The sequence below is a fragment of the Variovorax robiniae genome, from assembly GCF_037889955.1.
GTDB lineage: Bacteria > Pseudomonadota > Gammaproteobacteria > Burkholderiales > Burkholderiaceae_C > Variovorax > Variovorax robiniae.
In genome coordinates, this window is sequence record NZ_JBBKZS010000016.1 from 17,443 (window position 1) to 41,173 (window position 23,731).

Genomic DNA, 23,731 nt, shown 5'->3' on the forward strand with positions numbered 1-23,731 from the left:
TCCTAGAATTGCCACATATGGAAAGCATTGACAAGTTCGACCTCGCCATCCTGCAAGAACTGCAGGCCGATGGGCGCCTCACGAATGCCGAACTGGCGCAGCGCGTCGGCCTGTCCGCCGCCCCGTGCTGGCGACGTGTTCGGGCGCTGGAGGAGGCCGGATTCATCAAGGGCTATCACGCCGAGATCGACCGCCACAAGATCGGGCTCGGCGTGTTCGCTTTTGTGCGCGTCGACACCGAGCGGGTGCAGGGCGATGCCACGCGCAAGCTGGAGGATGCGATCCGCAAGATGCCGGAAGTGGTGGCCTGCCACTACATCAGCGGCACCGGCACCTTCGAGTTGCAGGTGGTGGCGCAGGACCTCGACAGCTTCTCGGCCTTCGCGCGCGAGCACCTGATGAACCTGCCGAACGTGAAGGACCTGCACACCAGCTTTTCGCTCGGCGAGGTGAAGGCCAGCAGCGCATTGCCGCTGGCGCACCTGGCACCGCCGCGACGGTGAGGGTGTCTACGGCGCGTTGTCGAGCTGGCCGTTCATCCATCCGGCCCGGCCGCTGAGCCAATCGATCAGGTATTTCAGTTCGCCCGCATAGGAGCCCTTCACCACCGCGTTGGGCCAGACCCAGGTATCGAGGATGGGCCAGCGCGTGAAGTTGCGCGCCTGCGGCTCGGCCAGCGCCGCGGCCGTCGCGAAGGCGAATTCCCCCAGGTCCGGCAGCCGCCCCGCGAGGTAGCGCCAGCGCACTTTCAAGTGGCGCTCGAACTGCTCGTCCTGCAGCAGCCGCTGCACATAGGCGCTCTGGTTGCGCGTCCACCAGCCTTCCATGGCGTCGTTGCCGTTGTAGTTGATGTTGCCCGCCGCGATGTCGAAGTCCCACACGGGGCCGAAGTGCAGGCGGCCGTCGCGCGGCCGGTAGGCGAATGTGCTGGAGAAGAAGCCGTCGTTGTTGCGGAACAGCTCGTTGATCAGGTACAGGTCGACGAGCGAGTCGGCATCGAGCCAGGCGTCGTAGCCGGTCCGTGGGTCCTTGAAGTTCTCGCCGAACAGCGCGCCTTCCAGGTGATTGATGAACCCCGAGAGGTTTTGCATCTGCGCCGCGGTGGCATCGGACTTCACGGTATACGGCACGCCGGCCGGGCTGTAGTACCACAGGGTTTCATCGAGCCGGCGGTCGATCTCGAGCAGGAAGCCCATGCCGGGGTCGACCGCCGCGGTGGCGGGCGTGCCGATGTTCACGCGGGTATTGGCCACCTCGACCAGGTCGCTCAACTGGTAGACGCCCACGTAGTCGTCGTTGAGGGTCAATTCCACGTAGCGTTGCGCCGGCGTGTAGTCCATGCCGAGCATGCGGCTGAGGCAGGATGCGAGGGCGTTGCGCATCAGCGTCTTGTCCGCGTAGTTGGCGAGCAGCGCCCAGTTCTTGCTGGCCGGCAGGCCGAGCAGCGCGGCCTTCTTGCCGAGCTTGAGGCGGTAGGGCTTCTTGGGCATCAACTCCCAGGTGCTGTTGCCGCGGCCACGGATGTCGGTGGCGATGGCGTCGGTGCCGCCGATCTGCAGGATGGCGGGAACGTAGACCTCCTTCGAGTCGATGGGCGCGGCATCCCGGGTGCGGATGCTGATCGGTATCACCGGCTGCGTGGCACAGGTTTCAGGCTGGACCTTGGCCAGGGTCTCGACACGCAAGGTCCTCGGCGCCACGGTGTGCAGCAGCGTGCCGGTGCGCGGGTCGATGTATGCACCCAGCACCTGTGCGGCGGCCCGGGCGGCAAGGACGGTGGCGGGCTGGATGCCCATCGGGATCGCGGCATTGTTCACCAGCCTTGTCGCGGCGACCGCCAACGCTGGAAGGATGGCGGCGCCGATGCGCCGGGCTTCCGCATCGTCGGGGTCATGGATGTCGATCGTCCATGCGAGGCCGAGCCATGGCGGAGGCATCGGCGCCGAGGGGATCGCTTCCGAGGGCATCGGTGCCGAAATGACCGGCGCTGCGGCGGGTCGTGGGCGCAGGGCATCAAGGGTGGTCAATGCGCTGATGGCTGTGACCGGCTTGGCCCGCGATGCGAGCCGGTAGGGCCCCTGCGCGGCCGCGCTCGCATCGGTGTTGGCCGGGATCTTGGCCACGAGGAGCGGGGTCAGCGGCGTGTCGGCCGCCATCGACATCACGAAGTTGCCGGATGCGTCGGTCGTGGTCGCAGGCTCCGCGGCGCCGCAGTCGAAATCGCCATCGAGGTCGAGGCAGACCTGGATGCCCACCGAGGGCATGCCGGCATCGACGCGTCCCGAAAGGACCTGGGGAGCTTCGGCCGGATCAGCGGGCTTCTCGATGCGAGCGGCCCTGGCACCGTCCGCCGGCGCCGCGCTCGCCGCGTACGGGAGGCCACCGATGCCAGCCTCCCCACCCCCGCTTCCTCCACCCCCGCAAGACGACAACAGCGCGCATCCAAGCGCAAAAACAAGCACGCCGAACCGTGACATATTCGACCTTCTCCCTGATTGGTTTTTTGAACCAAGGATTAGACAGGATCGATTCGCGCTAGGCCATGCGTTTTTTGCGCAAAGCACCTGCCCTCTAGAATTTGCGGTCCCCATCACATCATTCCAACCGGGAGACAAAATGAACCGCATCCGTCGCGCGCTTGCGCTGGGCCTCGCAGCCGCCACCCTGGCCTTCGGCGCGCAAGCGCAGAACCGCGAACTCACCGTGGCCTCCAGCGCCACCTACGCCCCCTTCGCGTTCGAGAACAAGGACAAGCAGATCGTCGGTTTCGACGTCGACATCATCAACGCCATCGCGAAGAACCAGGGCCTGAAGATCAAGCTGGTCAACACGCCGTGGAGCGGCATCTTCGCGGCGCTCAACAACGGTGACGTGGACCTGATCATCTCGGGCGTGACCATCAACGAGAAGCGCAAGCAGAGCTACGACTTCTCGCCGTCGTACTTCGCGGCCAAGCAGCTGATCGCAGTGCCCAAGGCCAGCACCGTCGCGTCGCTGAAGGACCTGGCCGGCAAGAAGATCGCGGTGGTCAACGCATCGACGGCCGACGACGTGGTGTCGCGCGAATTCGGCAAGACCAACCCGAACATCCGCCGCTTCGAGAGCACGCCGCTGATCATCTCGGAACTGGCCGGGGGCGGCGTCGATGCGGCCGTCGGGGACAACGGCGTGATCGCCTACCGCGTGGCGCAGAACGCCGACCTCAAGACGGTGGACGACAAGTCCTTTCCCGAGGAAGGCTTCGGCATCGTCGTGAAGAAGGGCGACAAGGCGTTGCAGGACAAGCTGGCCGCGGGGCTGGCCGCGATCCGCGCCGATGGCAGCTACAACACCATCTACAAGAAGTGGTTCAACAAAGACCCTAACGTTCGTTGACCGTCATGGAACCGATCGTCTGGTTCGGCTGGTTCCGGGTCGACATCCTCCTGGAGTACAAGGACCTGTTCCTCCAGGGCGCCTGGATGACGCTGCGCATGACCGTGGTCTGCGTGCTGCTGGGTTCGAGCTGGGGCCTGTGCCTGGCGATCGCGCGGCTGGCGAATGCGCGGCACGCGCCCTGGACATGGGTCACGCGCTATTTGCTGCGCTGGCCGGCTACGGTGTACGTGAGCTTCTTTCGCGGCACGCCGCTGTTCGTGCAGATACTCTTGATCCACTTCGCGGTGATGCCGGTGTTCATCCATCCGACCAGCGGCCTGCTGATCACCGGCGACCTGGCGCGCGAGCTCAAGCAGGAGCATGGCGCGCTGATCTCGGGCATCGTGGCGCTGACCCTGAACTCGGCAGCCTACATCTCGGAGGTGTTCCGCGCGGGCATCCAGTCGATCTCCAAGGGTCAGGTGGACGCGGGCCGATCGATCGGCTTCACGCCGGCGCAGGTGATGCGCTACGTCGTGCTGCCGCAAGCCTTCCGCCGCATGCTGCCGCCGCTGGGCAACAACGCCATCTCGCTGCTGAAGGACACCTCGCTGGTCTCGGCCATCGGGCTGGCGGAGCTGGCCTACGCGGCGCGTACGGTGGCGGGAGCCTATGCGCGCTACTGGGAGCCGTACCTGGCGATCTCGGTGATCTACTGGCTGATGACGCTGGCGCTGGCGACGATGTTGCGGCGGCTGGAGTATCGGCTGGCGCGCAGCGATCGGGGTTGAGGGTTCGAAAGCCCCCCGGCAGGTGAACCTGCGCAGCCCGGGCGACAATCGATGGCAATGCCACCCATCACCGCCGAGGAGATTTCGCAGCAGCCCTTGCGTGCGACCCCGCAGCGCATCGGCGCGCTGACCCCGCTCAAGCTCCCCGTGTTCCGCATGCTGTGGAGCACCTGGCTCATCGCCAACATCTGCATGTGGATGAACGACGTGGCGGCGGCGTGGATGATGACCACGCTGACCAGCACGCCGATCTGGGTGGCGCTGGTGCAATCCGCCTCGACCCTGCCGGTGTTCCTGCTCGGCCTGCCGAGCGGCGCGCTGGCCGACATCCTCGACCGGCGCCGCTGGCTGGTGGCCACGCAGTTCTGGCTGGCCGGTGTGGCGATCGTGCTGTGCGCGGCGGTGGCGCTCGGCTGGATGAATGCGCCGCTGCTGCTGGCGCTGACCTTTGCCAACGGCATCGGGCTGGCGCTGCGCTGGCCGGTGTTCTCGGCGATCGTGCCGGAGCTGGTGCCGCGCACGCACCTGCCGGCGGCGCTGGGGCTCAATGGCATCGCGATGAACGCCTCGCGCATCATCGGGCCGCTGGTGGCCGGTGCGCTGATCGCGAGCGCGGGCAGCCTGTGGGTGTTCGTGCTGAACGCGGTGATGTCGGTGGCCTCGGGCTTCATCGTGCTGCGCTGGCGGCGCGAGCACACGCCCAATCCGCTGGGCCGCGAGAAGCTCATCAGCGCGATGCGCGTGGGCGTGCAGTTCGTCTGGCAATCGCAGCGCATGCGCGCGGTGCTGTCGCGCATCGCGATCTTCTTCCTGCATTCGACTGCCTTGCTCGCGCTGCTGCCCTTGCTGGCACGCGGACTGAAGGGCGGGGACGCCGGCACCTTCACGCTGCTGCTGGCGGCGATGGGCGCAGGCGCGATCATCGCGGTGCTGTTCCTGCCCCGGCTGCGGCAAGGATTCGAGCGCGATCAACTCGTGCTGATCGGCACGCTGGTGCAGTCGGCGGCGACGGCTGTGATGGCCTTCGCGCCCAACGTCTGGGTGGCGGTGCCGGCCATGATGTTCGGCGGCGCAGCATGGATCACGGTGGCCAATTCGCTGTCGGTCTCGGCGCAGCTGGCGCTGCCGGACTGGGTGCGCGCGCGCGGCATGTCGACCTACCAGATGGCGATCATGGGCGCGACCGCCATCGGCGCGGCGGTCTGGGGGCAGATCGCGACGGTGTCGACCTTGCAGGCGAGCCTTTGCATCGCCGCCGTGAGCGGCACGCTGGCGATGCTGGTGGCACTGCGCCTCGTGCGCGACCACGGCACCGACGACGACGTGAGCCCGGCCCAGCCCGGCTGGAGCAAGGCGCCCGCGCATCCGGCACCGGGCGAAGGCCGCGTGGTGATCAATGTCGAATACATCATCGACCCCGCACGCGCCGCCGCCTTCCTCATCGTGATGCACCAGACCCGCCGCACGCGCCTGAGCGAAGGCGCGATCGACTGGGACCTGCTGCACGACATCGCGCAACCCGAGCGCTATGTGGAGCAGATCGTCGACGAGTCCTGGACGGAGCACCTGCGCCGCTTCAACCGCGCCACCGCGGCCGACCTGGCGCTGCGGGAGCGGCGGCTCGCCTTTCACCAGGGTGAAGACCCGCCGGTGGTGACGCGCTACGTCGTGCAGCGCTGAAGTCGCTACGCCTTCTTCGGCAACTCGATGCCCGGAAAGATCTTGATCACCGCGCTGTCATCTTCCTTCGCGAAGCCCGCGGTGGAGGCCTGCATGAACATCTGGTGCGCGGTCGAGGACAGCGGCAGCGGGAACTTGGTCGCTCGCGCCATGTCGAGCACGATGCCCAGGTCCTTCACGAAGATGTCGACGGCCGACAGCGGCGTGTAATCCGCCGCCAGCACGTGGGCCATGCGGTTCTCGAACATCCAGCTGTTGCCGGCGCTGTGGGTGATGACCTCGTACAGTGCCGCCGCGTCCACGCCTTCGCGCAGGCCGAGCGCCATGGCCTCGGCCGCGGCCGCGATATGCACGCCCGCGAGCAACTGGTTGATGACCTTGACCTTGCTGCCGGCGCCCGCCTTGTCGCCGAGCCGGTAGACCTTGGCAGCCATGGCGTCGAGCACGGCGCCGGCCTTCGCATAGGCCTCGGGCGTGGCGGCGGTCATCATGGTCATCTCGCCGCTGGCGGCCTTGGCCGCGCCGCCGGAGATCGGCGCGTCGATGTAGAGCAAACCCTTTTCGGCCAGCCGCGATTCGAAGGCGATCGACACGTTCGGATCGACCGTCGAGCACATCACGAACACACTGCCGGGCTTCATGCTGGCCGCGACGCCGCTGCTCCCATCGGTGCCGAACAGCACGCTCTCGGTCTGCGCCGCATTGACCACCACCGACACCACGACGTCGCAACCCGCGCCCAGTTCGGCCAGCGTGGCGCAGGCATGGCCGCCGTCCTTCGCGAAGGCTTCGGCCACGCCGGGTCGCACGTCGAAAACATGGAGGGCATGGCCGGCGCGACGCAGCGATTGCGCCATGCCGCCGCCCATCGCGCCGAGGCCGATCAGGCCGGTGGTGAGGGTCGTCGTCATTTGGTGTGTGTCTCCTGGAGGGAAAGCGATGATGACCCAAAACCCTTTCTCGCCGGTTGTGGCTTCGCCATCACGGTGCCATGAAACCTACATATACGGTCGTTAAGTTCAGGCTTCCGACAGCCCTGAACCACGATGACACACCCCAACGAAACGCCTTCGTACGTCGACCCCGACGATCTCGACAACAACCCCAGCGCGAACGCGGCCCTGCATGAACTCGTCGCGGCGCGCATGCACCGCCGGCATGTGCTGCGCGGCGGCGCCAGGGCGCTGGCCGCCGCCGCCATCGGACCGCTGGCACTGAGCGCTTGCGGAGGCAGCGACAACAGCGGCTTCCCGATCGCAGCGGCCGCACCGGCTCCCGCGCCAGCACCCGCTCCTGCGCCCGCCCCGGCCCAGGCCCCCGCACCCGCCGCCGGCCCCACGCTCGGCTTCAATGCCGTCAGCAAGAGCCTGGCCGACACCATCGTCGTCCCCGCCGGCTACACCGCCACCGTGATCTACGCGACCGGTGATTCCATCGACCCCGCCGTCAGCGACTACAAGAACGACGGCACCGACGCCGACTTCGCCCGCCGCAGCGGCGACCAGCACGACGGCATGCACTTCTTCGGCCTGACCGCCGACGGCAAGCCCTCCGTGTCGGCCACCGAACGCGCCCTGATGTGCATCAACCACGAGGCGATCAACGGCACCGTCGCCTTCATGCATCCGAGCGGCCAGACCAATGCCTCTTCCGGCGCCCGGCCCGAGGCCGAAGCCCTCAAGGAAGTGGAAGCGCACGGCGCCTCCGTGGTCGAACTCGCGCGCAGCAACGGCAAGCTCGCCATCGTCAAGAGCACCACCTTCAACCGCCGCATCACGCCGCGCACGCCGATGGTCTTCGGCGGCCCAGCCAAGGGCTCCGCGCTGCTCAAGACGCTCTACTCGCCCGACGGCACCGCCACGCGCGGCATGATCGGCAACTGCGCCAGCGGCTACACGCCTTGGGGCACCTACCTCACCTGCGAGGAAAACTTCGCCGGCTTCTTCACCCGCTCCGCCACCGACGACGCGGCGCGCAGCGCGAAGGAACTCACCGCCTTCAAGCGCATCGGCCTGAAGCAGAACGTGACCGGTGGCCAGCGCTGGTCGACGGTCGTACCGGCGGACGCCTCCAACACCGAATACCAGCGCTGGAACGCGAGCAAGTCCGGCACCTCGACCGACGGCACGGACGACTTCCGCAACACCCACAACACCTTCGGCTGGGTCGTGGAGATCGACCCCTACGATCCGACCTCGACCCCGGTCAAGCACACCGCGCTCGGCCGCTTCGCGCACGAAGGCGCATGGCCCAGCAACCCGGTCGTCGGCAAGCCGCTGGCCTTCTACATGGGCGACGATTCGCGCAGCGAGTACGTCTACAAGTACGTGTCCAAGGCCACCTGGAGCGCCGCCGACGCCAACCCGTCCGACCGCCTCGCCACCGGCGCCAAGTACCTCGACGACGGCACGCTCTACGCCGCGAAGTTCAATGCCGATGGCACAGGCACATGGCTGCCGCTCGACCTGAACAACAGCGCCATCTCCGGCAACGCGGCCTACGCCTTCGCCGACCTGGCCGACGTGCTGGTCAACGCGCGCCTGGCCGCCGACGCCGCCGGTGCCACCAAGTGCGACCGCCCCGAATGGACGGCAGTAAACCCGCTCAACGGCGAGATCTACATCACCATGACCGAGAACCCCGACCGCGGCAACGTCGGCACCCTGAGCAGCAACAACGTGCCCAACCCCGACGTGGAGCCCGCCTTCCCGCGCTACTGGCTCGACAACAAGGGCATCACCGCGCAGAACGCCGCAGCGCAGGCCAACAAGGGCGACGTCAACGGCCAGGTCATGCGCATCCGCGAGACCGGCAACGACGCCTCCGCCACAACGTTCAACTGGGACATCTACCTGTTCGGCAGCCAGGCCAAGGCCGATGCCGGGCTGGACGACGCCAACTACCAGCAGAACGTGAACCTGTCGGGCCTGTCGGACTTCAACGACCTGTCCAAGCCCGACGGCTGCTGGTTCTCGCGCGCCAGCGGCATCCTCTGGATCGAGACCGACGACAACGCCTACTACGACGTCACCAACTGCATGCTGCTGGCCGCAGTGCCGGGCACTTACGGCGACGGCGGCAAGGTCGACGTGGTCAACCAGCCCAACGGCAAGCCCGGCACCGCGGGGACCGCGCCGGTGACGGTCACGACCTATGCCGGCAAGAAGATGAACGACACCATCTTCAAGCGCTTCCTGACCGCGCCGAAGGGCTCGGAAGTGACCGGCCTGGCCGAGTCACCCGACGGCAAGGCGCTGTTCATCAACATCCAGCACCCTGGCGAGAACACTGCTGCGGCCGACATCGCCGACGCCAGCAAGTACGAGAGCCACTGGCCCGGCAATGGCGCCGGCATCGCGGCTGCCTATGGACCGGGCGGTGCGACGGCACGGCCGCGTTCAGCGACCGTGATGATCACGAAAGACGATGGCGGCGTGATCGGTCTCTGACCGTTCAGGATGCGTCAGGGCGTTGGTTTCGGCCAAAGCGCCCACAGACGCAGGGGCTGGTTCATGCCCGCAGCGAGCCGGCCCGCCTCTGGCCCGGTGCCCGCAAAGTAGTCGGCGCGCACGGCCCCGGTGATGGCCTTGCCGGTGTCCTGCGCGACGACGAGCTTCTGCAACTGCGCGGTCGGCCCGCTCGAGGCGAGCCACACCGGCGTGCCATAGGGAATGCTGTCCCGGTCCACCGCGATCGAGCGCCCGGCGGTCAGCGGCACGCCCTGCGCACCGCGCGGACCGGCCGAGGCTTCCAGTTCGGTCATCTCTTCCTCGCGGAAGAATACATAGCGCGGATTGCTCCAGAGCAGTTGCGGCACGCGCTGCGGGTTCTGGGCGGCCCAGTCCTTGGTGTCGTCCGGCCATTTGCCGGCACGCACGCCCTGGTTCGTCAGCCACTGCTGGATGCTCTTGTAGGGCTGGTCGTTGGTGGCGGCGAAGGCTACGCGCACCACGCGCTGCGAGCCGTCGGCCTCGGTCAGGCGCAGCCGGCCGGTGCCCTGGATGTGCAGCATCATCGCGTCGATCGGGTCGGCCAAGAAGGCGATCTCGCGTCCGCGCAAGGCGGCCTGCGCGTCAGGCAGCGTCTCGATCTGCTGGCGCGTGTACCAGGGCTTGCGCACCGCGATGTCGCCGGGTGCGCGGTAGAGCGGCACGCTGAACTGGGCCGTCGGCCGGCGCGATGCGTCGTACACAGGCTCGTAGTAACTGGTCAGTTGACCATCGCTCTGGCCGCTGAGCGATTCGATGCGATAGGGTTGCAGGCGCTCGGTGATCCATTGCCGCTGCGTCGGCGCATCCGCAATCGCCAGCCGGCGCACGTCCTGGCACAGCGGCGCGATGGCCGCATTGGGCCGCGTGCAGTTCGACACCAGCGCCACCCAGCCCTCGTGCAGGGGGTCGTCGCCAAAACCCGGCAGGTCGGTCCACGCGACCGGCACCCAGCGGCTCTTGGGATGCGCCAGCGAGCCGGTGAGCGGCGGCAAGGGCGGCGGCGTTGTCACGCTTGGCGTCACGGCAACATCGGGCGTGCGCGGGCCGAACGAACAGCCCGCCATCATTGCCACTACGATCACGGGCCCACCCAACCGCCACAGGAGTCCTTTTTTCATGGGCCTGATTCTGCTTGAAGCCTTTCTGGCCGGCGCCGTGCTTGTCCTCATCGTCTGGTGGACGATGTTCTCGGGACGCAAGGGTGGTGAGATCGATCATGGCGATGACGCTCCCGGCGCGCCCGAGGACGCCAAACCATCGAAACGTGATTGATTTGTTGTAGTTGCCTGCCCTGTCAGCACGTCGGAAGGCAGGCTATGCGCTATCCATTTAATAGCAAACTTTGCTGCAATGATGCACCTTTCTTGAAGTTTTGACACTTCGACATCCTTACATGCAGACACGAATCGCCCAAGGGCGGTTCCCCATAATCGTCCGCTCCTCCTTGCCACTCTCTCCGAAAGGGAAACCATGAAGAAACTCGTTCTCAGCACCTGTGCCCTGGCCGTCCTGCTGACCGGCTGCGCCGGCATGACCGAAACGCAGAAGACCACCGGCACCGGCGCCGGCATCGGCGCGCTGGCCGGTGCGGCCATTGGCTCCGCCACGGGCGGCAACCGCCAGGCCATTGCCGGCGGTGCGGCCCTCGGTGCGGCGGCAGGCGCGCTGGGCGGCTACCTCTGGTCGCAACGGATGGAAAACCAGAAGAAGGAAATGGAGCAAGCCACCCAGGGCACCGGCATCGCCGTATCGCAGACCGCCAACAACGAACTCAAGCTCGCCATCCCGAGCGACGCCTCCTTCGACACCGGCCGCGCCGCGATCAAGCCCAACTTCGCCCGCGTGCTCGACCAGTTCGCCACCGGCCTGCGCAACAACGCCAATGCCGAGGTCAAGATCATCGGCCACACCGACAGCACCGGCACCGACGCCATCAACAACCCGCTGTCGGTCGAACGCGCCGCCAGCACGCGCGACTACCTGATCTCGCGCGGCGTGCGTTCCAACGCCTTCAACATCGACGGCCGCGGATCGCGTGAACCGGTTGCAGACAATTCCACGGATGCCGGCCGCGCACAGAACCGCCGCGTCGAGATCTTCGTGGGAGAGCGTCCACCGCAAGGCTGATAATCCCCCGGCGCCGCCGCCTCGACGCGGCGGCGCCTTGCCAAATAAACATCAGGGAGAGCATTCAATTGCAGAAGAAAGTCATGCTGGGCGCCACGCTCGGCGCGTTGCTGTTCATGGCCGGTTGCACCACGCCACCGCCGCCACCCCCACCCAAGCCGGAACCCGCGCCAGTCGTCCAGACCTACAGCTGGACCACCCAGCTTGAAGCGCTCAAGAAGGCCCTCGAGGATTCGACGCGCGGCAGCAGCATCCGGATCGTCAAGACCGATGACAACCGGCTCCAGGTGATCCTGCCGGCCGACACCTCGTTTGACGTCGGCCGTTCCGCCGTCAAGCTGAAGCTGGCACCGGTCCTCGACCAGATCGCGGCCGGCCTGCAGAAGAACCCCGCCATCGCCATCTACGTTGTCGGCCACACCGACAGCACCGGCGGCGCCACCATCAACGAGAAGCTCTCCGTCGCCCGCGCCAACTCGGTGCGCGACTACCTGAGCACCCGCGGGCTCGCAGTCAACCAGATCGCCGTCGAGGGCAAGGGTGCGGCGGACCCCATCGCCGAGAACACCAGCGCGGCCGGCCGGGCGCAAAACCGGCGCGTGGAAATCTTCGTGGGTGAGCGAACCAAGCGCTGACCCATCCCGAAGCGCCTGCGGCGCGGTGTTTCCCGCTACATCGCCCGCAACAAGTTGGCCAATTCCACGGCCGACTTCACTTCCATCTTCTCGAAGATCCGCGCCCGGTGGACCTCCACCGTGCGCACGCTGATCGCTAGCTGGTCCGCGATCAGCTTGTTCGGCAGGCCTTCCACCACCCGCTGCATCACGTCGCGCTCGCGCTCGGTCAGTTCGTTCATTCGCGCCGACAGGCGCGAGCGCTCGCGCTGGCGCTCGACCGCGCGCAGAGACGCGCCCAGCGCCTGCTCGATGCGGTCGACCAGCGCGTTGTCGGAGAAAGGCTTCTCGCAGAAATCGAAGGCGCCGCGCTTGACCAGGTCCACCGCGGTCGGCACGTCGGCATGGCCGGTCAGGAAGATCACCGGCATGGTGTCGATCAGGCCGCGTTCGGCGAGCCGCTCGAACAGCACCAGGCCGCTGGTGCCGGGCATGCGCACGTCGAGCAGCAGGCAGCGCGGCTGCGTCGGCGCATCGAAGGCCGGGTCGCCCTCCAGCCGCTGTTCGAAGGCTTCGGCGCTGGCGAAGTGTTCGCTCATGAGCCGGCGTGAGCGCAGCAGCCAGGCCAGCGCCTCGCGCACGCTGGCGTCGTCGTCGACGATGAAGATCAGGGCATCGATCGGGGGTTGCATGGCTTTCAGGACTCTGTGGCGAGGTCGGGCAGTTCGACAGGTGCCGACACCACCGCCGGCAATGTAAATCGAAACACCGTGCCGCACGGCCGGTTCGGCTCGTATACCAGCGCACCGCCGTGCTGCTCGACCACGGTACGGCACAGGCTCAGGCCGAGGCCCATGCCATCGGTGCGGGTGGTGAAGAAGGGTGTGAACAGGCGTCGCGCCGTCGCGTCGTCGATGCCGCTGCCGATGTCCGCGACGGAAAATTCGAGCCAGCGCCGCGCCTCGGGCGCCGACTCGACGCGGCCGGGTGCGCTGGCCACGCCCAGCACCAGCACGCGCTCCGTGATGGCGGGCTGGTCCATCGCCTGCATGGCATTGCGGGTCAGGTTCAACAGCACCTGCTCGACCAGGGTGCGGTCGCACAGCACCAGCGGCAACGCGGGCTCCAGCTCGATGTCGATGCGCACGCCGAGCTTCTGCGCCTGCAGCCGCACCAGCGGCATCACCGCGTCCAGCAGCGCCTGCGGTGCCACCGGCTCGCGCGTGCGATCGCGGCGGCGCACGAAGTCATGCACGCTTCGGATCACCTGTCCGGCTCGCTCGGCCTGCTCGCCGATGCGCCGCATGGCCATGGACAGCTCGGCCGGCGCGCCGGCTGCCTCGCCACCGAGCAGGTTGAGCGATCCGGTGGCATAGCTGGCGATGGCGGCCAGCGGCTGGGTCAGTTCATGGCTCAGCAACGAGGCCATCTCGCCGACCGTGGCCAGGCGCGCGCTGGCCTGCAGGCGCTCCTGGCTGGCGCGCGAGATTTCCTCGATGCGGCGCTGCTCGCTGAGGTCCACGAAGGCGCTCATCCAGCCGGTCTGCGCGCCGTGCGCATTGATCAGCGGCGCCTCGAAGATCAGCACCGGAAAGCGCGTGCCGTCCTTGCGCATGTAGACCGACTCGAAGCCGTTGCGCGGCGGCACGCTGCCGCCGAGGCGCAGGTCCTGCCGCCGCTGGTATTCGTGTGCCAGCTCGGTCGGCCAGTAGGGCGCCTCCAGGGTGCCGATCAATTCCTCGGGCGTGAAGCCGACCATCGCGCAGAAGGCCGGGTTGACGTAGGTGATGCGGCCCTCCAGGTCGCGCGCACGCAGGCCGGTGATGACCGAGTCCTCCATGGCCTTGCGGAAGGCCAGCGTCTCGGCCAGCTCGCGTTCGGCCCTGAGGCGCCGGCGCGTGTCCCGCGCCAACAGCACCAGCACCGAAACCAGCGCGATCGACACCGCCGTGACCAGCCCGGTCAGCACGTTCGGGAACAGGTCGGGCTCGGAGCGCCAGCCGTCGACCCGCAGCATCAGCGCGACGCCGGGCAGGTCGAGCAGTTGCTGCGAGGTGAAGACGCGGCTGCCGATGCGGCGCGCGATGCCCACGGAGGCAAGGCGCGTACCGTCGGGCTCGGTGAAGGTGACCTCCTGTCCGCGCCGCAGCGTCGGCCCGACGAGTTCGTTCAGCGTGTCGCGCAGTGAATAGGTCGCGACCAGGTAGCCGCCCTTCTCGGAAGGCAGGCAGACTTCCAGCACTTCCATCCCGGTGCCGGCGCTGTTCGAGACATAGTGGCTCGGCGAATAGGCCGCGGATGAGAGCTTGCTCGCGGCGGTGCAGGCGAGCGCGACATCGGACTGCATGGCTTCGCGCGCGCCTTCCTCGAACAGGCGCATGCGGTAGGGCGTGTCGGTGGCGGCGAGCAGGCGCAACCGGGCATCGCGCCACTCCAGGCGCAGCCATTCACGGTGTGCGCGCAACAGGCCCGCAGCCTCCTCCTCGGGCCAGTGTTTGGTGCTCACCGCATCGGTCAACAGGGCGTTCAGGCTCTGCGCGTTGCGCTGCAGGCCGCCGCGCAGTTCGGACAGCGCGTCGGCGGTGTCATGGTCGAGCACGACCTGCACCTGCTCGGCCTCATGGCGCCCGGCCAGCCACACCACGGTCGCCAGCAGCACCAACACCAGTGCCGCCAGCAACAACCACAGGAACCAGCGCTGCCACAACGAACGCAGCCGCGCGAAGGCCTGCCGGGCCGGCGCCATGGATGAAGGCAGCCGCTCATGCATTCAGTGCCATGCCCCTTCGTGGGCGCCCGCGGAACCGGCTTCGCCGGGCCGCTGGGTGCGCCCCCTTGAGGGGGACCGCCGCAGGCGCATTCGGGGGTGGGTCATGCCCAGGCCGCAATGACGCGATGGGCGAGCGCCGGCAACTGCTGCCGTGCCTTCGCCACCTGGGCGCTGTCGATGTCGCAGCTCACGACGCCCTCGCCGGTGGCGCGCTGCGCCGCGATCGTGCCCCAGGGGTCGACCACCAGGGACTGGCCCCAGGTGCGGCGCCCGTTCTCGTGCGTACCGCCCTGTGCCGGCGCCATCGCCCAGGCCAGGTTCTCGATGGCCCGGGCGCGCAGCAGCACCTCCCAGTGCGCGGAGCCGGTGGTGTGGGTGAAGGCGCTGGGCACCAGCAGCAATTCCGCGCCCCGCGCCGCCAGCGCGCGGTACAGCTCCGGAAAGCGCAGGTCGTAGCAGACGCTCATGCCGACACGCCAGACATGCCCGTCGCGCGACGGCAACTCGAACAGCACCGGTTGCGTGCCGGGCGTGATGACACGGCGCTCGTCGTAGCGCTCGGTGCCGTTGTCGTAGTGGAAGAGGTGGATCTTGTCGTAGCGCGCCACGCAGTCGCCGGCCGGTGAAAACGCGAGCGAGGTATTGAGCACGTGCTGCTCATCTTCAGGGCTCACCAGCGGCAAGGTGCCGCCCACGATCCAGAGGCCGAACTCGCGCGCGGCATCGGCCAGGAAGCGCTGCACCGGGCCATCGCCCGGCTGCTCGCGCAAGGCGATCTTGTCGGTGTCGCGCCGGCCCATGACGCAGAAGTATTCAGGCAGCACGGCCAGCTCGGCACCGGCTGCGGCCGCCTCGCCGAGCAGCGCATGGGCGCGGGCGAGGTTGGCCTCGCGCTCGACCGACGAGATCATCTGGATCGCTGAAACCTTCATTGCTTGGCCTCCTGTGCCCCTCGGCGCGCCACCTTGGTGATCTTCGGATCCGTCCAGGTGCCGTCGATCTGGAATTCCTGCGTCGCGGCGGCGCTCAGCGGCTTGCTCAGCGCGTACTGTGCGAGGAAGGCGGCCAGCCCGATGGCCGGGTTGATGACGGTCGCGGCCAGCGCCGCGGTGCCGGCCGAAATCTCGGGCACCACGACCACGCGCAGCGACTGGGTCTCGCGTGCGATGTTGGCCGTGCCCTCCATCAGCACGGCCGCATTCACGCCCTTCATCTGCAGGTTGTTCGTGCTGGCGGTGCCGTCGCTGATCTTCGCGTCGCCGCGGATGAAGTCGAACTGGAAGCCTTGGCTGAAGATGTCGCGGAAATCCAGCGTCAGGCGGCGCGGCAGCGCCTGCAGACTCAGTACGCCGAGCAGCTTGGCCAGGCCCGGGTCGGCCTTGAGGAACTGGCCGGACTCCACGTCGATGTGCAGTTTGCCGCCGAGGCTCGGATAGTCGAGCGAGAAAGGCGAGCCGCGCCACTCGACTTCACCTTCCAGCCGACCGCGGCCGCGCCGCACCACGTCCTTCATGTTGAAGCGGTTGAGCAGCAGGCCGGCGTCCGAAAAGTCCAGCGTGAAATGCATGTTGGTCCGCCGCGCGTCGGTCCGCGCGCCAGGCGTGTTCGCGGGCAGGGCGGTCCAGCTGCCTTCGGCCGTGAAGCTGGCTTCGGGCGTGCTGAGGCCGAGCTTGTTCAGCCGCCATTCGTGGCTGGCGCCGCCCAGGTTGACCGCATTGATCTCGGCGCGGCCGAGCCGCCGGTTGAACAGCTCGAAATCATCGACCACGATGTCCAGCGCCGGCAACGTGCCGGGCTTTTCGTCCAGCAGCGACTCGACGTCCGTGGCCTCGCTGGGCGCGATCCGCAGCCTCGCCAGCCGCGCGTACAGGCGGCCGTCCTGCGACTGCCGGTATTCGGCGTAGCCGTTGAGGTCATTGGCGTCGATGTTGGCGCGCCAGACCTGTCCGTCGCGGCTGCCGCCCAGCACCACGTTCTGCAGCTTGCGCCCCGACATCACAAGTTCCTGCGCGCGCACGGCGATCAAGGTCGGCAGGTAGGCCGAGGCTTCCTCCTCCTGCGCCGCGCCGAGCGATTCCGGCGGAGCACCCGTGGCTTCGCTGAACATGGACTTCCAGGCGTCCACATCGAAGCGCGCCAGCCGGATGTTGGCCATCACGCCACGCGCCGGCGACACTGCCGACTCGCTGCCTTCCAGCCCCACGCCGATCGCGCCATTGATCACCTTCGGCTCGCTGCCGGAGATGTCGCGCTGGTAGCGGATCGAGGCGAGCTTGCCGAGGTCCATCTGCAGCTCGTCGCGCGCCGGCGCCGTGGCCGATGCGCGTGGCAGGAGCTTCTTCTCGAGGCGCAGCGGCAGGGCATCGGCCGCCGGCTTGGCCAGCGGCGCGGGCAGGTCCAGCGCCAAGCCCTGCAGGCTGCTGGCCAGGCTGAATTCGGCAACACCGTCGCGCAGGGACAGCGTGCCCGCATAGGGCGTGCTGCCGCTGGCGCGCTTCGCCAGGCGGTTGAGCCAGCTCACTTCGCGCAGGCCGCGCAGACCCTCCGCCGTGGCGGTGCCCTGCGCCTTGTAGACCATCTCGCTGCCGTTGCCGGCATAGCGGCCATGCCCTTCCAGCTTGACATCACCGCCGGCCAGGCGGGCCTGCACGCCGGCGAGCGTGAAGCCGCTTTCGGTGAAGGTCAGCGTGCCCTTCGCCTGCGTGAAGGCGGGCGCTTCCGGCACAGGTTGCACTTCGTTGTCGGCCAGCGCCACAGTGGTCTGGAGCTTGAACTTGTCCATGGCCTCGAGCGGGAGTTCGAGGCGCACCTTGTAATCGGCATTGCCGGTCGCGCGGGCGCGCGCGATGGCCTCGCCCGGCGCGCCGCCCACGATGGGCGCGGCCGCCTTGATCAGCGAAGGCAGCGGCCCCTTGGCAAGGCCGTCCACCTTCAGCAGCGGCGCGGCATGCGCCATGTCGGCAATCTCCGCATCGGCCTTGCTCACCTCGATGCCTTGCACGCCGACGAAGTGGCCGCGCGCGTTGCGCACCTGCATGCCGGAGCGCTCGAAGATCAGTTCGCCAGAAAGCCCGGTCAGCGCGGGCCACGCGCCCGCGACCGGCGCGCCGCCGGGCGGGGGCGGCACATACGCATAGGTCACGTCGTTGACCTTGGCGGCGATGCGGAAGTCCCCTTGCTTCGGATCGTTGAAAGGCATGTCGTGCAGGTCACCGCGCACCTTGAAGTCGACCGTCGACGCGGTGCCCTTGTTCACGCTGTCGCGCACATAGTCGCGGGTGGTCTTGGGGATGACCAGCGGCAGGTAACGGAACACCCGCGTGCCGTCGGCCTTGGTGAGTTGGCCTTGCAGATCGAGCACGCCCGGATAGCGATCGCGCGAGCGCGAGGTGGCGGGGTCGCTGGTGCGCCAGTCGGCCTTGAATTCGCCCTGCGCATCGGCATTGGAAAAGCGCACGCCCGTCACCTGCACCTGCGTGTCCGGCCCGTCGCGCTTCCAGGCGAGCTTGCCCGAGAGCTGCTCGATCGGCACCACCGGTTCCTCGAACACGCCAGGGAAGTCGAGCGCGCCCTTGGCGATCGCCACCTCGGCGGTGCCGCCAGCCTGGGTCGCGTCGAAGGTGACGGTGGCGCCGCGCAGGCCGGGCGTGCCGGTGGGCACGGCGGCGGGCACGTTGGTGCCGCGGGGCGCGGGCGGCTTGACGGGCGCAGGCTCGCCCGGTTGCGAGGCGATCGCCAGGCCGCTCACACGGCCGCGCGCCTGGTACTTGTCGGGTGCGCTCATCGGCCCTTGCCAGCTGGCGTCGATGCGCTCGACCAGTCCTCGCAAGGCCAGGATCGAGAGCGCGCGATGGGTGGGCTCGTCGATCGGCAGCCGGCTGGCGATCTGCGTGAGCGCACCCAGGTCGAGCCGGTCGGCCTTGAACTCGCCGCGCTCGGAGCCCGTGCGCCCCTTGGCCGGCATGCGCTCGAAACTCAGGTTGCCACCGGGCCAGCGCGTGCCGTCCGCGGTGTCGAATTGCAGGTCGGTGGTCGAGAAGGTGAAGCGCTCGTCGTTCGAGTCGCCGGCGACGCGCCCCGTGACGCGACGAAACACCAGCGGCTCCAGCTTCTCGCCCAGCACCGCGTCGATGCGCAGCAAGGCCAGGTCGACCGCACCGCCATGGACCTGGCCGTCGTCCACGTCGGCCCACACCCGCAGCGCGCCGTTGGCTTCGCGGATCCTCGCATCGAGCGACACATAGGCACCCAGGCGCGTGATGTCCATGTGCGGAAACTCGGCATAGAGTTGGCCGTCCCAGGTCTGCCACTTGCCGGCATGCGCGGACAGGAACGGTTGCCTGAACTGGCCGCGCACGGTGAAGCGCTGTCCCCAGCCTTCGGGCGGCGTGGCGTCCAGCCGCAGGGCGTGTCGGCGCGTGCTGTTGCGCGAAACGAAGCTCACGTCGGTCAGCAGCAAGGGCGGTGCCTTGCGGGTCTCATCCGTCCAGCGCACGGTGCCGCCCTGGATCGCGAATTCACGCTGCGAGAAGAACCAGTCGGCGGCGCGGGTGTCCCCGCTGGTGTCGGCCTCCATGTCGAGCCCGGCGACGTGCAGCTTGCCCATGGCATCGCGCCGCACGTCGACCTCGGGGTTCTCGATGTAGAGCTGCTCGAAGTTGAGGCGCCAGATCGACCTCGGCGACACGCTGGCCACCACGCGCGCCAGCTTCAGTGCTTCGCGGTTCAGGCTGTCATGCAGCACCACGTCGCGCAATTCAAAGGTGGGGAAAAGGCCTTCCGAGACCGCGGTGATCGCGCCTATTCGCACAGGTACCCCGATGGCCTTGCTGGCTTGCGCCTCCAGCACGGCGCGGTACTCGCCGATTCGCGGCACAATCCATCCGTGTAGGACAACGACCGACAGTGCGAACAACAACCAGGCGGCGATCAGGAGTCCCAGCATCCAGCGCGCCGTGACAGCGGTGACCTGGAGCAGACGTGAGGGGGAAGACGTCGTGACGTTCATTAGGGATCGCGCGCTGTGTCAGGAATTATGACCGCCAGCCTTCAGACCAGTTCAACTCCGGACGCGCATGGCCATGGTGCCACCGCAGCGCCCGCCGTGCAGCTTTCATCGCATTCCCGTTTCGTGCAGCGGCTTCGACGCCGCTATGCCGCCGACCTCGCGCTGCTGCCGCCCGGCGCCCCCGTGCGCGGGCACTTCACGCAGGCCTACGAGGCCTTGACCGCTCGCGGCGCCTCGGTGGCCGACGCCTTGCGAATCGTGCGCAACCTGGTGATGGAACGCCTCGTCACGCTCGACTGCGAGGCCCAGGCCCCGCTGGAAGTCGTGACCACCGCCGTCACGCAACTCGCCGAATTCGCGCTCGACACCGCCTGCCACGAAGCCCGGCGCGAGTTGGCGTTGGTGCACGGCGAGCCGCTGCGTCCGGATGGCAAGCCGGCCAGCCTCTGGATCGTCGGCATGGGCAAGCTGGGCGCGCGCGAGCTCAACGTGTCGAGCGACATCGACCTGATCTACCTCTACGATGCCGACGGCGAGACCGCCGGCGATGCGACGGGTCGCGGCAAGCTCGCCAACCAGGACTTCTTCGGCCGCATGGTGAAGCGCATCTATGCGCTGGTCGGCGACACCACCGAGCACGGCTTCGTGTTCCGCGTCGACCTCGCCTTGCGGCCGAACGGCAACTCGGGCCCGAACGCCGTCTCGCTCGATGCACTGGAGGAGTACTTCCAGGTCCAGGGCCGCGAATGGGAGCGCTTCGCCTGGCTCAAGAGCCGCGTCGTCGCGCCCTTCGACTGCATCGCCGATGCCTCGGCCCAGGCGCTGCGCACGGTGGTGCTGCCCTTCGTCTTCCGCCGCTATCTCGACTACAACGTGTTCGACTCGCTGCGCGTGCTGCACCGGCAGATCCGCGAGCAGGCCGCACGCCGGAGCGCGGGACGGCCGTCGCGGGCCAATGACGTCAAGCTGTCGCGCGGCGGCATCCGCGAGATCGAGTTCACCGTGCAACTGCTGCAGGTCGTGCGCGGCGGCCAGTTCCCCGAACTGCGCACGCGTCCCACGCTCGACGCCCTGCAGCGCCTCGCCCGCGCCGGCCTGATGGATCAGGCAACCGCCGATGCGCTGGCCGAGGCCTACGTCTTTCTGCGTCGCGTCGAGCACCGCATCCAGTACCTCGACGACCAGCAGACCCACGCGCTGCCGGTCAGCGACGACGACCTGCGCTGGATCGCGCGAACGCTCGGCTATGGCGACAGCTGCGAATTCCTGACCCAATTGGATGCGCATCGCGAACTGGTGGCGCAGGAGTTCGACAAGCTGCTGGGCGGCGAGCCGAAGTCCTGCAATGGCAAATGCAACGGCAAGTCGGGCGGCGTCACGCCGGCCGACATGGCCGGCCTGGTCGATGAACTGCCTCCCGCCTTCGCCGAGCGCATCCAGCGCTGGGTCGACCATCCGCGCGTGCTCGCCTTGCGCGAAGAAGCCCAGGGCCGCCTGCGCCAGCTCGTGCAACGCACCGGCCAATGGATGCGCGACGAGGCGGACGGCGATGGCGCCGGCCAGGTCGCCGACCACTTGCAGGCCGCCCTGCGCTGGGCCGACTGGATCGAACCGCTGCTGCGCCGCGAGAGCTACCTGGCGCTGCTGGTCGAGCGCCCTGTCGTGCAAACCCGCCTGCTGCGCCTGCTGGGCGCAGCCAAGTGGCCGGCCCGCTACCTGCTGAAGCATCCCGGCGTGATCGACGAATTGGCCGACGACCACATGCTGACCAGCCGCTTCGATGCCCCGGCCTTCGAGCAGGAACTGGAAGAACGCCGCGGCGCCCTGCGCAGCACCGGCGAAGCCGACGAGGAGGCCATGCTCAACCTGCTGCGCCGCGCCCATCATGCCGAGGTGTTCCGCACCCTGGCGCGCGACGTGGATCGCCGCATCACCGTCGAACAGGTGGCCGACGACCTCAGCGCGCTGGCCGACACCGTGCTGCGCGTGACCGCGCGCTGGTGCTGGCCGCTGGTGCGCAACCACCACCGGCCGCTCCCGCAGTTCGCCATCATTGGCTACGGCAAGCTCGGCGGCAAGGAACTGGGCTACGGCAGCGACCTCGACATCGTGTTCGTCTACGACGACGACGACGAGCGCGCCAGCGAGGTCTACGCCGCGTATGTGCGCAAGCTCATCAACTGGCTCACCGTCAAGACGGCCGAAGGCGACCTGTTCGAGATCGACACCGCGCTGCGCCCCAACGGCAATTCCGGCCTGCTGACCATCAGCTTCGACGCCTACGAGAAGTACCAGCTCGGCCGCGGCAGCAACACCGCATGGACCTGGGAGCACCAGGCCATGACCCGCGCGCGCTTCGTGCTCGGCGACCCGGAACTCGGCCGACGCTTCGACGCCGTGCGCGAGGCCACGATCACCTCGATCCGTGACCTCGATGCGCTCAAGGTGCAGATCGTCGCCATGCGCGACAAGGTGCGCGCGGCCCATCCGGTCAAGTCCGATCGCTTCGACGTCAAGCACAGCCCCGGCGGCATGGTCGACGGTGAATTCGTGGTGCAGTACATGGTGCTGTCGGCCAGCGCGCGCTTTCCGACGCTGCTGCCGAACGTCGGCAACATCGCGCTGCTGCAGCGCGCCGAGGATGCGGGGCTGCTGCCGCCCGGCGTGGGCCGCGACGCCGGCGTGGCGTATCGCGAGCTGCGCCGCGTGCAGCACGTGGCGCGCCTCAACGAAGAGCCGACCCAGATGCCGCTCACTTCGCTGGTGGCCGAACGCACCGCGATGCTTGCCTTGTGGAAGGCGGCCTTTGACTGAGCGCGGCGCCTTGATGCACTGGGCGCCGACCGTGTGGCGCAAGGTGCTGGCGCCCTTCGCGTGCGCGGCCCTCGTGCTGGTGGCGGGCGTGCTGGCCGGCGTGCTGGCCGGCTGCGCAAGCGGGCCCGGCGGTGCGCCCGAGGCTGGCGATGGCGCCGAAGCCAGCGTGCCCGCCAACCTCGATCGCGTGCCCGATGCCGAACCACGCGTGGAAAGCATCCGCACCACCGGCAGCACCAGCAAGCCCTATGTCGCGCTGGGCCAGACCTACGTGCCGATCGTCGACGACCGCCCTTTCCGCGAGCACGGCCTCGCCTCTTGGTACGGCCGCAAGTTCCACAGCGGCTCGACCGCGAGCGGCGAACCGTACGACATGTACGCCATGACGGCCGCTCACAAGACGCTGCCGCTGCCCAGCTACGTACGCGTGCGCAATCCGGCCAACGGTCGCGAGGTGATCGTGCGCGTCAACGATCGCGGGCCCTTCGTCGATGGCCGCGTCATCGACCTGAGCTACACGGCGGCGCTGAAGCTCGACCTGCTGCGCGGCGTCGCACCCGTCGAGATCGAACGCATCACCAACCAGGACATCCGCACCGGCGCATGGCGACGTGGCGGTGGCGGCGACACCGTGGTGGCGCAGGACACGTCCGCGCGGCCACAGTCGTCAAACGCCGTCATGGTGCCGGTCGGCATGACCACGGACGTCTCCACGCCTGCACCACCGCCGCGTGGCGCCCTGGGCACGGACCTGCCGCCCATGAGCCCGATCCCGCTGCCGCCCCGCAACACGGCAAACCCGTCGCCCGAGGCATCCACTGCGGCGGCGGAGAAGCCAGCGGCCGCGACCGGTTTCTGGGTGCAACTGGGCGCCTTCAGCCAGCGCGAGGGCGCAGCGGCCTTCCAGGAAAAAGTGTCGAAGCAGATACCTTCGCTGAAGATGATGGTCTTCAGCGAGAACGGCATGCACCGCCTGCAAGCGGGCCCCTACGCCACGCGCGAATCTGCCCAGGCGGCCGGCGAGCAGGTCCGCAACGGCCTGAACCTCGCGCCGGTCATCGTCGAGCGGCGCTGAAGGG

17 protein-coding genes are annotated in these 23,731 nt (G+C 68.2%); 10 read left to right on the plus strand and 7 right to left on the minus strand.

The window, feature by feature from the left end:
• The first annotated feature begins 17 nt into the window (after nt 1–17).
• Nucleotides 18–503: an Lrp/AsnC family transcriptional regulator gene (locus tag WKW79_RS27380; protein ID WP_340338383.1), complete on the plus strand. Its 486-nt coding sequence runs from the start codon at nt 18–20 to the stop codon at nt 501–503.
• A gap of 6 nt (nt 504–509) precedes the next feature.
• Here the strand turns inward: WKW79_RS27380 and WKW79_RS27385 are convergent, their stop codons facing one another.
• Complete coding sequence (locus WKW79_RS27385) at nt 510–2,264, minus strand: CotH kinase family protein (RefSeq protein WP_340338384.1); 1,755 nt, start codon at nt 2,262–2,264, stop codon at nt 510–512.
• Between the two features lie 352 nt (nt 2,265–2,616).
• On the opposite strand from WKW79_RS27385, the gene WKW79_RS27390 reads away from it, so the two are divergent.
• From WKW79_RS27390 to WKW79_RS27400, 3 genes are read left to right on the plus strand one after another with little or no spacing between them, the layout of a single operon-like run.
• Nucleotides 2,617–3,375: a basic amino acid ABC transporter substrate-binding protein gene (locus WKW79_RS27390; RefSeq protein WP_340338385.1), complete on the plus strand. Its 759-nt coding sequence runs from the start codon at nt 2,617–2,619 to the stop codon at nt 3,373–3,375.
• 5 nt (nt 3,376–3,380) lie between these two features.
• Nucleotides 3,381–4,148: an amino acid ABC transporter permease gene (locus WKW79_RS27395; RefSeq protein ID WP_340338386.1), complete on the plus strand. Its 768-nt coding sequence runs from the start codon at nt 3,381–3,383 to the stop codon at nt 4,146–4,148.
• 57 nt (nt 4,149–4,205) lie between these two features.
• Nucleotides 4,206–5,828: an MFS transporter gene (locus tag WKW79_RS27400; protein ID WP_340338387.1), complete on the plus strand. Its 1,623-nt coding sequence runs from the start codon at nt 4,206–4,208 to the stop codon at nt 5,826–5,828.
• A gap of 5 nt (nt 5,829–5,833) precedes the next feature.
• On the opposite strand, the gene ltnD is transcribed toward WKW79_RS27400, so the two are convergent.
• A complete protein-coding gene (ltnD, locus tag WKW79_RS27405) occupies nt 5,834–6,739 on the minus strand; it encodes an L-threonate dehydrogenase (protein WP_340338388.1) in 906 nt (301 codons plus the stop codon).
• Between the two features lie 135 nt (nt 6,740–6,874).
• Here ltnD and WKW79_RS27410 point away from each other — a divergent pair, with 135 nt between their 5' ends.
• Nucleotides 6,875–9,277: a PhoX family protein gene (locus WKW79_RS27410; protein ID WP_340338389.1), complete on the plus strand. Its 2,403-nt coding sequence runs from the start codon at nt 6,875–6,877 to the stop codon at nt 9,275–9,277.
• A gap of 14 nt (nt 9,278–9,291) precedes the next feature.
• Here WKW79_RS27410 and mltA read toward each other — a convergent pair whose 3' ends face one another.
• Entirely contained in the window at nt 9,292–10,437 is a 1,146-nt protein-coding gene (mltA, locus tag WKW79_RS27415; RefSeq protein ID WP_340338390.1) for a murein transglycosylase A, read from the minus strand.
• Here mltA and WKW79_RS27420 point away from each other — a divergent pair.
• From WKW79_RS27420 to WKW79_RS27430, 3 genes are all read left to right on the plus strand, one after another.
• Entirely contained in the window at nt 10,436–10,591 is a 156-nt protein-coding gene (locus tag WKW79_RS27420) for a hypothetical protein (protein WP_340338391.1), read from the plus strand. The genes mltA and WKW79_RS27420 overlap by 2 nt on opposite strands.
• 198 nt (nt 10,592–10,789) lie before the next feature.
• The gene (locus WKW79_RS27425; protein WP_340338392.1) at nt 10,790–11,446 is read left to right on the plus strand and encodes a YiaD family glycine zipper/OmpA-like lipoprotein; all 657 of its coding nucleotides are present in this window, start codon (nt 10,790–10,792) and stop codon (nt 11,444–11,446) included.
• Between the two features lie 68 nt (nt 11,447–11,514).
• Complete coding sequence (locus tag WKW79_RS27430; RefSeq protein WP_340338393.1) at nt 11,515–12,081, plus strand: OmpA family protein; 567 nt, start codon at nt 11,515–11,517, stop codon at nt 12,079–12,081.
• 35 nt (nt 12,082–12,116) lie between these two features.
• Here WKW79_RS27430 and WKW79_RS27435 read toward each other — a convergent pair whose 3' ends face one another.
• The 4 genes from WKW79_RS27435 to WKW79_RS27450 form a co-directional block, all read right to left on the minus strand.
• Nucleotides 12,117–12,752, minus strand: a complete 636-nt coding sequence (locus tag WKW79_RS27435) for a response regulator transcription factor (protein WP_340338394.1) — start codon at nt 12,750–12,752, stop codon at nt 12,117–12,119.
• A gap of 5 nt (nt 12,753–12,757) precedes the next feature.
• On the minus strand, nt 12,758–14,830 hold the full coding sequence (locus tag WKW79_RS27440; protein ID WP_340338395.1) for a two-component system sensor histidine kinase NtrB: 2,073 nt from the start codon (nt 14,828–14,830) through the stop codon (nt 12,758–12,760).
• A 101-nt stretch (nt 14,831–14,931) separates the two neighbouring features.
• Nucleotides 14,932–15,762: a carbon-nitrogen hydrolase family protein gene (locus tag WKW79_RS27445; RefSeq protein ID WP_340338396.1), complete on the minus strand. Its 831-nt coding sequence runs from the start codon at nt 15,760–15,762 to the stop codon at nt 14,932–14,934.
• Nucleotides 15,759–19,838 (minus strand): YhdP family protein, encoded by a 4,080-nt coding sequence (locus WKW79_RS27450; protein ID WP_422823975.1) that lies wholly within the window; start codon nt 19,836–19,838, stop codon nt 15,759–15,761. The genes WKW79_RS27445 and WKW79_RS27450 overlap by 4 nt, the downstream gene beginning before the upstream one ends.
• A 27-nt stretch (nt 19,839–19,865) precedes the next feature.
• Here WKW79_RS27450 and glnE point away from each other — a divergent pair, with 27 nt between their 5' ends.
• Complete coding sequence (gene glnE, locus WKW79_RS27455; RefSeq protein ID WP_340338398.1) at nt 19,866–22,652, plus strand: bifunctional [glutamate--ammonia ligase]-adenylyl-L-tyrosine phosphorylase/[glutamate--ammonia-ligase] adenylyltransferase; 2,787 nt, start codon at nt 19,866–19,868, stop codon at nt 22,650–22,652.
• Nucleotides 22,645–23,727, plus strand: a complete 1,083-nt coding sequence (locus WKW79_RS27460) for a septal ring lytic transglycosylase RlpA family protein (RefSeq protein ID WP_340338399.1) — start codon at nt 22,645–22,647, stop codon at nt 23,725–23,727. The genes glnE and WKW79_RS27460 overlap by 8 nt, the downstream gene beginning before the upstream one ends.
• Nucleotides 23,728–23,731 lie beyond the last annotated feature (4 nt).